This window comes from Xanthobacter sp. NM-25 (assembly GCF_022138605.1).
Classification (GTDB): domain Bacteria; phylum Pseudomonadota; class Alphaproteobacteria; order Rhizobiales; family Xanthobacteraceae; genus Xanthobacter.
In genome coordinates, this window is the sequence record NZ_JACBFS010000009.1 from 94630 (window position 1) to 106007 (window position 11378).

Here is an 11378-nt window from a genome sequence, read left to right on the forward strand (position 1 = left end):
GGTCACGAGCGTGTCCCCCTTTTCCTCGCCAGGAGCCGAGGCGTCTCTGCTCTGGAATTATTTTAATGTTATGCTTCAGCTTGAGGACATCTTACAAGACTTTTTGTCCTGAGTTGAGTGTCTGAGCTCAAGACCCATTCCAGGTAGGGGTTTCCGGGTGAAATCTTCATGAGGCCGTTCCTTTATACCGCCATCCTTGTCTTGTGGTTCGGAGTCCTGTTCGGCTTCAGCACCGCCTCCATTGCCGGAGTCGTCGGGGACATTGCGGCGGCGTTCGCGCTCTCGACGCGCGCAACGGAAATGGTGGTGACGGCCCTGCTGCTCGGCTGCTTCATCGGCGCGGCTTTGGCGGCGCCGCTCTCGGCACGGATCGGCCGCAAGCCGTCGTGCCTGATCGCCGCGGGCCTCGCCATTGCCGGCTATGCGCTCATCCCCCTCGGCCAACAGGCGGCGCCTGGGCCCGCCATGCTGGTGGCGGCACGCATGCTCATCGGCCTCGGGGTCGGCCTGTCCTCCATGGTGGTTCCCATGTATGCGGCCGAGGCGACGCCGGCCCGACATCGCGGCGCCGTGGTCTCCCTGTTCCAGCTGGCCATTACCATCGGCATCCTGGTGGGCTATGCGGTGCCGCTGGCGCTCCACGATCGGGCTTCCTGGCAGGTGATGCTGGGTGGTGGCATCGTCATCGCCGCGTTCAGCGCCCTGTCGGTGCTGCTGCTGCCGGAAAGCCCCCGCTGGCTGAAGGCGCAGGGCCGCACCGCAGCCGCCGCCACCGCCGCCCGCCAGCTCGGCATTCTCGATGAGATGGGCCCGCAGGCGGGCGAACCGGCCGGCGATAAGCCGGCGGGGGACTGGCGGGCGGCACTGCGCGCCGGCAGCACCGCGGCCGTTCTGCTGCTCTGCAGCGTGCTGTTCATCCTGCAGAACTTCTCCGGCATCGACGGTATTCTTTATTATGCGCCGCACATCTTCACCGAGCTGGGCTTTGCGGCCGGCACCGCCGCCCTGGCGGCGACGTTCGGGCTCGGCCTGGTGAACGTGCTGGCGACGGTGCTCGCCATGGCCCTGGTGGACCGGCTGGGCCGGCGCCCGCTGCTCATCGCCGGCTCGGCGGCCATGGCGGCCAGCCTCGCCACGGTGATCCTCGCCGCCAGCCAGGACTGGCCGTGGCTGGCGCTCCTGGGACTTGGCGCCTATATCGTCGCCTTCGCCCTGTCCCTCGGCCCCCTGCCCTATGTGCTGATGGCCGAGCTGTTCCCCACCGCCATCCGCGAGCGCGGCATCGCCGTCGCCTCGGCCACCAGCTGGCTGTTCAACGGCATCGTGGCGGGCACCTTCCTGTCGCTGGTGCAGGGCATCGGCCTTCCCGGCACCATCGGTATCTTCCTCGGCGTCTGCCTGCTGTCGCTGGCCATCTCCCTCGCCTTCGTGCCGGAAACGCGGCGGGTGGGGCTGGAGCAGATCGAGGCGGATGTTCTGGCCGGCCGGCCGCTGCGCCGGCTCGGCGCCCACGGCTGACGCCGCGCGGCGTCAGACCAGGAAGCCGGCAATCACCTCGCATTCCGCCGCGCTCAGATGGAAATCGAAGATCGCCAGATCTTCCGCCATGTGCGCGGCAGATGTGGTGCCCGTCAGGCACACCACATCCTGCTGGGTGAGGTAGCGGAAAAAGGCCTGCGCGGGGGTCGCCCCATGCCGCCCCGCGATCGCCCCGAGCTCCGGCCGCGCCAGCAGCTCCGGATTGGCGGTGAGGGTCCAGAAGCTCTCGTAGAGCACCCCTTCGCGCCGGCAGAAGGCGCGGATCTCCCGATCATAGCCGGTCTTGGCATAGAACCGGTTCTGCAGCAGCGCCGGCTTGATGCGGGCGTGCTCATAGATCCGCTTGAAGCGCTCCGGCTCATAGCAATTGCTGAGCCCGAGCTGGCGCACCACTCCACCCTCGCAGGCGCTCTCCATGGCCCGCCAGACGGCGAAGGTGTGCTCGTCGTCCGGATAGGGCGAGTGGAGGATCAGGGCGTCGAGATAGTCCGTGCGCAGGTTGCGCAGCGATGCGCGAAAGGACTGCCGCACCTGCTCGTCCAGCGGACCCGCCGGATCGTAGGGCAGATTGGCCGGCTCCTGACCGCCGACGGGGGTGAATTTGGTCTGCAGGTAGAGGTCCTGGCGCGACAGCCCTTCGGCCAGCACCGCCGCCACCCCCGCGCCCACGCCCGGCTCGTCATAATGCTTGGGCTGACAGGCGGTGTCGATGCCGCGAAAACCCGCCCGCAGGGCCTGCGCCACCAGATCGGCGGTCCGCTCCTTCTTCCAGGCGGTGCCGTAGAGCAGGCGCGGCATCCGCACTCCCGCGCTGGAGAGGATGCCTTGCGGCGCATCGTCATCGCTGTCCGCCATCACCCCAGCCCCCCTTGCCGGCCCCGTGCCGCAGCCGTCAGCCCGCTGCCCCGACGTCTCGCCTGCCCTGGCCCGCCGGTCCGGACCCGCGCGCGCCGCGCTCGAGCCGCGGCTGCACGCAACGGGCGTGCCAACGGCGGGACGATTCCCCCACCGAGGCTGGCCTGCGGTGTCCCGCGGGTCAACCGCCGTAGCCGGCGAACTTCGACTTGGAGATGGAGGTGGCCGCCACCTGCACGTGCTGCACCAGTTCGGCCTGCGCCCGCTCCACCGTCCAGCGGGTGGTGGGCACGGAGATGTTGATGGCGGCCACGGCGCGGCCGTGCTCGTCGGTAATGGCGGCGGCCACCGAAATGTCGCCCATCACTGTCTCGTTCATGACGATGGCGTAGCCGGTCTCCCGCGCCTGGCGCACCCGCGCGCGCAGGGCCTGCGGATCGGTGACCGTGAAGGGGGTGATGGGCTCCAGGGGCGTGCGGCGCAGCGCCTCCTCCAGCTCCTCGTCGGAATGGCGCGAGAGGATGGCGGTGCCCGAGGCGGTGAACAGGGCCGGCAGGCGGCTGCCCACCACGATGTCCACATTCACCAGATGCCGGCCGGGAAAGCGGGCGACAAACACGATCTCGTGGCCGTCCAATTCCTGCAAATTGGCCGTCTCACCCACGTTGCGGCTGATCTCGAGCAGATAGGGCGAAGCCTTGTCGATCAGTTCGTTGGCGCGGATGTAGCTGTAGGAGAACTGCAGCACCTTGGAGGTGAGGCGATAGTTGCGGGTCTGCGGCACCCGCTGCAGATAGCCCAGCGCCTCCAGGGTGTGCACCAGGCGCTGGGTGGCGCTGCGGTCGAGGCCGGAGGCGCGGGCGATGTCCACCAGCGTCATGAAGCGGTGCGGCCCGTCGAAGGCGTGCAGCACCTGGAACGCCTTTTCCACCGACCCGACGAACAGGGTCGAGCGCTCCGCCTTGGCGGCCGCCTTCTCCGGCTCGGCCTGGGAAGTGAGGGAAGACCCGGTTCGCGTCATGGCCCCTATCTGTCTGCGATCGGCGGTCATTGCAAGCCGTGCCTCCCCTTTGCCGTCAGGCCGCGCGCTCGGTGACGGCCAACAGGCGCTGCAGCTCGGCCCGCAGCGCGCTCTGCAGGGCCGGGGCCGGCTCCACCAGCGGCGCCAGCATGTGGGGCGCGTTGACACCGATCAGGTCCATGACCGACTTCATGGGGCCGGGGTTGGTCTCCTGGAACGCCATGTTCATGAGGGGGATCAGCTGGCGGTGGAGCGCCAGCGCCTCGGCGGTGCGGCCGGCCTCAGCCGCCTCCAGGATCTGCCGCCAGGCGCGCGGCAGCAGGTTCGCCGTCACCACGATGCCGCCCTTGGCGCCCGCCGCCACATGCAGGGGGAAGAGGCTGTCCTCGCCGCTCAGCACGGTGAAGCTCTCGTCCACCCCGGCCACCACCTGCAGGAAGTGGTACATGTCGAGATTGCACGCCTTCATGCCGATGATGTTGGGATGGCGCGACAACGTGTGGATCACCTCCGGCGCGATGGCGATGCGGGTGCGGTAGGGGATCTCGTAGAGCAGCACCGGCACCGGCGAGGCATCGGCATAGCGCAGGAAATAGTCGCGCAAACCGGCCTGGGTGGGGTTGGTGTAATAGGGCGTCAGCACCAGCAGGGCATCGACGCCCTCGGCGGCGAACTCTTTGCCGGCCTGAAGCGCATCATGAAAGCCGGTGTCGAGCACGCCGGCGATCACCGGGCCCTTGCCGGCCATGGCGGTGACCGACAGCGCCGCCATGCGCTGCCGCTCGCGCCGGGCCAGCGCCCCATATTCGCCCGTGCCCCCGAGCGGCACCACGCCATCGACCCCCTGCTGCAGCAGCCAGGAGAACAGGGCGCCGACGGCCACCTCGTCCACGCTGTCGTCATCGCGCACCGGCGTGGGCAGGGCGGGGAAGATGCCTCGAAGGCGGTCTGCGGTCAGCATTGAACAAAACCTCTGTGGGGAAACGGATTCAGCGGGCGGCGGGACGACGCAGCCGGTCGGCCACGAAGATCAGCGCTCCGACGAACAGGAACAGGCAGGTGGACACCGCCGCGATCACCGGGGACACCTGCAGCGTCACCTCGTCCCAGAACTGCTTGGGCAAAGTGGCGTTGAGGCCGCCGGAGGCGAACAAAGCGATGGTGAGCTCGTCAAACGAGGTCGCGAAGGCGAACAGGAAGGACGACATCATGCCCGCGCCGAGGATTGGCAGGGTGACGTGCCGCAGGGTGGCAAAGCGCCCGGCCCCCAGGCTCTGGGCGGCGAGGTCGAGGCGGGTGTCGTAGGTGCGCAGCACCGCCATCATGGTCATCACCACATAGGGCACCGCCACCACCGTGTGGCCCAGCACCAGACCGAGGGCGCTGCCCACCAGGCCGATGTTGGCGAAGAAGTAGAACAGGCCCACGGCGATGATGATGCGCGGCACCACGATGGGCGACAGCACCAGGCCCAGCAGCAGCCCCTTGCCCGGCAGGTTGCCGCGCACCAGAAGGAAGGCCGCCGGCGTACCGATGAGCATGGACAGGAGGCCGGTGCCGACGCCAACGATCAGCGAGCGGGTGAGCGCCTGCATCCAGATCGGCGAGTTGAAGACGTCCTGGTACCACTGCAGGGTGAAGCCGGTGGGCGGCCAGTTGAGCCCGCCGCTGCCGAACGACAGCGGGATCATCAGCACCGCCGGCACGGTCATGACGATGAGGATGGTCCACACCACCACCGACAGCCCTCGGGAACTCTCGCCGGGCGCCCGCCGCCGGCGGCGTCGGGGCAGCAGCGCCAGCAGCGCGTCGGTGATGACACCGAGCACCGTGAGGATGGCGTCGCCGATGCGATGGGCGAAGCTTGAGCCGGCGCCGGCGGCCCGCGCCGACGATGATCCGGTCATGGTGGAGAGGCCGAGCAGGCGGTCGTAGACCACGAACACCGCCAGCACCACCACCAGCAGCAGCACCGAGATGGCCCCGGCGAAGCCCCAGTTCAGGGTCTGCTGGATCTGGTCGATGATCAGTTGGGTGATCATGGTCTCGCGCCGCCCGCCCAACAGCGCCGGCACGATGAAGAAGCCGATGGAGGTGACGAACACCATGATGGCGCCCGCCGCCACACCCGGCAGCGACAGCGGGAAATAGACCTTCCAGAACGCGCTGCCCGGCCGGGCGCCCAGGGTGGAGGCGGCCCGCGGCAGGTTGCGGTCGATATTCTCCATCACCGACAACATGGTGAGCACCGCCAGCGGCAGCAGCGCGTGCACCATGCCCACCAGCACGCTGCCGAGATTGTAGAGCAGGTCCGCCGGCCGCTCGATGAGGCCGAGTCCCAGCAGCAGCTTGTTCACCACCCCGTGGCGCCCCAGCAGCACCACCCAGGCGAACGCCCGCACCAGGAAGCTGGTCCAGAACGCCAGCAGCACCCAGAACAGGAGCCGCTCCTTGGCCCGCCCGCCGCGCGTGGAGATGAGATAGGCCACCGGATAGCCGAGCACGGTGGAGAAGACCGCGGTGAGCAGCGAGATCTTCAAGGTGATCAGCAACACGTCGAAATAGACCGACGAGGCGAACAACTGCTGATACTGCTTCAGGCTGAAGCCGCTCTCGCCGACCACGCTGAGGGCCAGAAGCTGGCCCACCGGCAGGATCAGGAACACCGCCAGCAGCGCCACCAGCGGCACGCCCATGGCGAGCTTGGTGAGCACCCTGCGGCGGGCATGGGCGCGCCGCGCCGCGTGGTTCACGCCCTGTGCCACCACATGCGAAGAGGCCATGGCTCAGGCTCCCGCGCAGGGAATGGCGACGGCGTCGGCGCTGTGCCATTCCACCGCCAGGAGGTCGCCGATGGCATGGTGGGGGCTGCGGCGATGGGTGGGGAACGCCGCCACCAGCGGCGGCAGGCCCGGCGTCACCGGGTCCAGATAGAGCTTGGTGAGACTGCCGCTCACCATGATCTCGGCGAGCCGGCCGGTGACCCGCCCATCGTCGGGCCGGGCGGCATCGACGGTGAGGTTCTGCGGGCGCACCAGCACCTTCACCTCCTGGCCCGGCGTGAAGGCCGCGCCATTGCCGCCCACCGGCGCCACCACGCCCCCCATGGCCACGTCCAGCGTCTCGCCAGCGACGGCGCGCACGGTGGCCGGCAGCAGGTTCGATTCCCCGAGGAAATCAGCCACGAACAGGGTGCGCGGACGGAAATAGAGATCGTCCGGCGTGCCCAATTGCTCGATGGACCCGGCATTCATCAGGCAGATGCGATCCGACATGGTCATCGCCTCTTCCTGGTCGTGGGTCACATAGATGATGGTGGTGCCGAGCTCGCGATGGATCCGCTTGATCTCAAGCTGCATATGGTCGCGCAGCTTCTTGTCGAGGGCGCCCAGGGGCTCGTCCATGAGCACGATGGAGGGGCGGAACACCAGGGCGCGGGCGAGCGCGATGCGCTGCTGCTGGCCGCCGGACAGCTCACGCGGAAAGCGGGCGGCCACCTGCGGCAGCCGCACCATCTCCAGCGCCTCCTGGGCACGGCGGTGCGCCTCGGCGGTGCCGACCTTCCGCATTTTCAGGGGGAAGGCGATGTTGTCGATGACGCTCATGTGGGGGAACAGGGCATAGTTCTGGAAGACCATGCCGATGTCCCGCTCATAGGGCGGGCTGTAGGTGATGTCGGCGCCCTCCATCAGGATGGCGCCGGCATCGGCGTCCGCCAGCCCGGCGATCAGGCTGAGCAAAGTGGTCTTGCCCGACCCCGAGGGGCCGAGCAGGGTGAGGAACTCACCGTCCGCCACATCGAGGTCCGTCGGGGCAAGGGCGACGAAATCACCGTAGGTCTTGGTGAGCTGCGAGATCTTCAGGCTCGATGCGGCCATGGCGGGCTCCTGTCGTCTGGAAGGAACGGCTTACTTCAGGAGCCAGGCGTTGAAGCGCTCGATGACCGCGGCCTGGTTGTCGAACCAGTATTTGGCGTCGATCTTCAGGCCGGTCTTGATGTTGTCCGGATAGGTGGGGCAGTTCTTCGCCATCTCCGGCTTGATGTAGTTGAAGGCCTCCGGCTGGGTGACGCCGGCGGGGAAATACTCGGTCAGCGCTGCCTGGCGCTTGGGGTCGGACGCGAAGGTGATGAACTGGCGGCAGGCGTCCGCATTGGGCGAGCCGGCCAGGATCGACCAGCTGTCGGCCCCCCAGATGCCCTGGTTCCAGATGATCCCCACCGGCGCGCCGGCGGCCTGCGCGGCCTGGGCACGGGACACCCAGGTGGGCAGCATGTCCACCTCGCCGGAGGTCAGCATGTGCTCCACCTGCGCGCCGCTGGTCCACCACACGGCCACGTCCGGCTTGATCTTGTCGAGGGAGGCGAAGGCCTTGTCGAGGTCACACGGATAGACCTTGTCGGTGGGCACGCCGGCCGCCATCAGCGACTGCTCGATGGTGTCGAACGCATGCTTGCGCATGGCGCGGCGGCCGGGAATGCCCTTCACGTCCCACAGGTCCGCCCAGCTCTCCGGCGCCTTGCGGCCCTTGAAGGCATCGGTGCGATAGGCGAGCACGGTGGAATAGACGTTGGTGCCGACCCCATAAGGCGACATGTACTGGGCCGGGATCGACTTGATCACCGCCTCGTTCTCGAGGCCGTGCTTTTCGAGATAGACCCGCGCGCCGGCGGTGAGGATGAGGATGGCCGGCGAGCTGATCTTGGCCATGTCCCAGGTGTAGTTGCCGGTTTCCACCATGCTCTTGATCTGGGCGGTGGGCTCGGCATTGGCCTGCACCGCCACCACCTCGATGCCGGTGGCCTCGGTGAAGGGGCGGTAATAGATGGCACCATAGGCCTTGGTGTAGATGCCACCGTCGTCGCGCACCACGATGCGCTTGTTCTGGGCCCGGGCGGGGCTCCACACGGCGGGCATGGCGAGGGCGCCAGCGGCGGCGGCCCCCAGCAGCACGGTGCGACGCGAAACTCCGTTGGTCTTCGACGCGTGGGTCATGGCAGTTCCCTTATGTTTTTCAGGCTCTGGAGGGTCTTGAAAGGGGCGGGATGTCAGGGCGCCGGCGGCAGCAGCTTGCCGGGGTTGAACAGGCCGGCGGGGTCAAGCGCCGCCTTGAGGGTGCGCATCAGGGCGAGTTCCACCGCCGGCTTGCGGCGCGCCATCTCGGGCACCAGGGTCTGGCCGATGCCGTGCTCGGCGCTGAAGGTGCCGCCGAGGGCGCTGCCGGCATCGGTCACCGCCGCCCGCACCCGGGCCGCGATCTCCTCCCGGTTCTCCAGCGCCGCCCAGGCGGCATGGGTGAAGAAGGGGATGAAGTGCACATTGCCGTCGCCCATGTGGGCCACCACGATGGCAGGCAGATCCGGCACCACCGCGCGCATGGCTTCGGTGGCGCTCCTGAGGAAGGCGGGCACGGCGGAAACCGGCACCGCGCAATCGGTGGTGAGGCCCACGCCCGCCTTCTTGTTGGCTTCCGAAACGCTGTGCCGCACCAGCCACATGGCGGCGCGCTGCGCCTCGCTGGAGGCCAGAACCGCATCGGTGACGAGGCCCGCCCGCAGCGCCTGCTCCAGCACCCTTTCCAACGTCGCGGTCAGCTCGCCTTCGTCGCCGGTGTCGGACAATTCCACCAGAAGGTGCCAGGGGGCGCCGGCGGCAAGCGGATTGCGCCGCCCGGGCACGTGATCGAGCACCAATTGCAGCTGCAGCGCGTTCATCAGCTCGAACGCCGAGAGCCGCGAGCTGCACGCGGCCTGGAACAGGCCGAGCAGCTCCAGCGCCTGCTCCGGCGTCTCCAGCGCCAGCCACGCCACCGCATGGGCGGTGGGCAGGGGATGCAGCTTCAGCACCGCGCCGGTGACGATCCCCAAGGTGCCTTCGGCGCCGATGAACAGGTGCTTGAGATCATAACCGGTGTTGTTCTTGCGCAGGGTGTAGAGGCCATCCCAGATGCTGCCGTCGGGCAGCACCACCTCGAGGCCCAGGATGTTCTCCCGCGTGTTGCCATAGCGCAGCACGCCGGTGCCGCCGGCATTGGTGGCGATGGTGCCGCCGATCTGGCACGAGCCCTCGGCGCCGAGGCTGATGGGATAGAGCCGGCCGGCGGCGGCCGCCGCCTCCTGCACCGTCGCCAGCACGCAGCCGGCTTCCACCACCATGGTGTTGTTGGCGGCATCGAGGGCGCGGATGCGGCGCATGCGGGAGAGATTGATGATCACCGGGCGCGCCGCGCCGCCCGGCACGGCACCGCCACACAAGCTGGTGTTGCCACCCTGCGGCAGCACCGGAACCCCACGGGTGGCGCAGATCTTCACCACCGCAGCCACTTCCTGGGTGGTGGCCGGCAGCACCACGCACTCAGCCGCGCCGCTATATCGCCCGCGCCAGTCGGTGAGATGGGGGGCGACATCGGCCGGCGCGGTGAGAATGGCCGTTTCGGCCAGGACCTGCCGGAGCGCGGAAAGGATCGTCATCGGGCGGTGCCTTGTGCGACGAATGCGAATTTTAATCGCATAACAATTACATCAATTGTATCTTAAACAAAGCGGCCCGCAGGTATCAAGACCTCTGCGGCCCCGCCCCGGCCGTATTCGGCCGAAAAGCCAGGGGCCGGCTCCGCGGCCGGCGCGCCTTGGCCGCGCCCCGACCACGGGGGACAACGGAGTTGAGAGGGCAAAAGGGGCCGGTGGTTGTCACGCCCGGGCGTCAAAGATCCCCTTGGCGCGCCTGCTCCACGCGCGATCCGCACGTACCGGCTTACGCGGCGACGTTGGACGCGGCGTGCACGCGGAACTCATGGGGGCTGATGCCACGCCCCTGGCGGAAGGCGCGGGCGAAATGGGCCGGCGCCGCATAGCCCAGCACCGTGGAGATCGCGGTAACGGAAAGATCGGTGTCGCGCAGCAGTTCCGCCGCCCGCTTGATGCGCATAGCGTTGGCGAGCTCCCGGAAGCTGGTGCCCTCGCGATTGAGCTCGCGCTGGAGGGTCCGCACGCTGGTATCCACCGCATGCGCCGCGCTCTCGATGGACACCCGGCCGCTGAGCACCTGTGTCCAGATCTGCTGCTCCAGCACGTCACGCAGGCGGTTCAACGTGCGGCACTCCACCCGCGCCCGGGCGATATCGGCCACGGTGATCGGCGGCAGGGCGCCGCCGTGGCGCGCCCGCCGCCGCAAGAGATCTGCAGGAAAGGTGACGGCGAGCGCCGGCGCATCGAACACCACCGGGCACCCGAACGTCGCCTCGAACAGCTCCGGCCGCGGCGGTCGCGGCAGATCGAAGGCGATCCGCCCCGGCCGCCAGGCGGCCGGCAGAAAAGCCCGGCACAGGCTGAGCAGAATGCCGGCGGTGCCCACCGCCACATGGCTATAGCCATCGAAACCTCGGGCCGCGCTGGCATAAGCGAGCCGCGCGGTGCCCTCATGGACCGCCAGCGACATCACATCGCCCCGGCTGTGGAAGCCGATGGTGTCGATGCCCCGCGCAATCGCCGCGCCGAGGGTGGGCGCCGCCAGCATGTAGGTGGCCCAGCAGCCCTTGCTGGCCATGGTCAGGTGCGGCGCCAGCGTCAGCGAGAAGGCATCGTCCCCGGAAAAACGCGCCACGGCATCCACGAAGGTGGTCACGGTGATGTGAGGGATGAAGCAATCCTGGTCCTCCACCGCCTCGATATCGAGCATGGCCGCCTGAACCGCCCGCTGCAGCACCCGCTCGCCGAAGCTCTCGCGCACGAAGCCGGGAACTCCGGCCAGCGCGGTCACCGTCAGCAGCGGGGTGTCGCCCAGTGCCGCACGGGCCGGGAGCCTGCGCGGCACTGGCGCAAAATGGGTGGTCGGCGCCTGCCTTCTTTGCTCTGTCACCTGAGCCGCTCCGGTGCGAGTGGTGGCGAATCCGCGGAGAGCGCCCCTTGTCGGATACGATAAGGGCGGGATGTGGGACTGACCACGCTTTCCCGAGCGCGCCCCAC

General features: G+C 68.6%; 9 protein-coding genes. 1 reads left to right on the forward strand and 8 read right to left on the reverse strand.

Going from position 1 to position 11378, the window contains the following annotated elements:
* Positions 1 to 168: 168 nt before the first annotated feature.
* A complete protein-coding gene (locus MEU52_RS20600) occupies positions 169 to 1518 on the forward strand; it encodes a sugar porter family MFS transporter (RefSeq protein ID WP_238123668.1) in 1350 nt (449 codons plus the stop codon).
* 12 nt (positions 1519 to 1530) lie between these two features.
* Here the strand turns inward: MEU52_RS20600 and MEU52_RS20605 are convergent, their stop codons facing one another.
* The 8 genes from MEU52_RS20605 to MEU52_RS20640 form a co-directional block, all read right to left on the reverse strand.
* The gene (locus tag MEU52_RS20605; protein ID WP_238123669.1) at positions 1531 to 2394 is read right to left on the reverse strand and encodes an aldo/keto reductase family protein; all 864 of its coding nucleotides are present in this window, start codon (positions 2392 to 2394) and stop codon (positions 1531 to 1533) included.
* A 181-nt stretch (positions 2395 to 2575) separates the two neighbouring features.
* Complete coding sequence (locus MEU52_RS20610; protein ID WP_238123670.1) at positions 2576 to 3415, reverse strand: IclR family transcriptional regulator; 840 nt, start codon at positions 3413 to 3415, stop codon at positions 2576 to 2578.
* A 55-nt stretch (positions 3416 to 3470) separates the two neighbouring features.
* Positions 3471 to 4376, reverse strand: coding sequence for a 4-hydroxy-tetrahydrodipicolinate synthase (dapA, locus tag MEU52_RS20615; protein WP_238123671.1), 906 nt, complete (start codon positions 4374 to 4376; stop codon positions 3471 to 3473).
* A 28-nt stretch (positions 4377 to 4404) separates the two neighbouring features.
* Positions 4405 to 6198, reverse strand: coding sequence for an ABC transporter permease subunit (locus MEU52_RS20620; RefSeq protein WP_238123672.1), 1794 nt, complete (start codon positions 6196 to 6198; stop codon positions 4405 to 4407).
* Between the two features lie 3 nt (positions 6199 to 6201).
* Positions 6202 to 7293 (reverse strand): ABC transporter ATP-binding protein, encoded by a 1092-nt coding sequence (locus MEU52_RS20625; protein ID WP_238123673.1) that lies wholly within the window; start codon positions 7291 to 7293, stop codon positions 6202 to 6204.
* A gap of 30 nt (positions 7294 to 7323) precedes the next feature.
* Positions 7324 to 8409 carry an ABC transporter substrate-binding protein gene (locus MEU52_RS20630; RefSeq protein ID WP_238123674.1) on the reverse strand — a complete coding sequence of 362 codons (1086 nt, stop codon included), beginning with the start codon at positions 8407 to 8409 and terminating at the stop codon, positions 7324 to 7326.
* A gap of 53 nt (positions 8410 to 8462) precedes the next feature.
* Positions 8463 to 9884 carry an FAD-binding oxidoreductase gene (locus MEU52_RS20635; protein WP_238123675.1) on the reverse strand — a complete coding sequence of 474 codons (1422 nt, stop codon included), beginning with the start codon at positions 9882 to 9884 and terminating at the stop codon, positions 8463 to 8465.
* Between the two features lie 283 nt (positions 9885 to 10167).
* Complete coding sequence (locus tag MEU52_RS20640; protein ID WP_238123676.1) at positions 10168 to 11271, reverse strand: AraC family transcriptional regulator; 1104 nt, start codon at positions 11269 to 11271, stop codon at positions 10168 to 10170.
* Positions 11272 to 11378 lie beyond the last annotated feature (107 nt).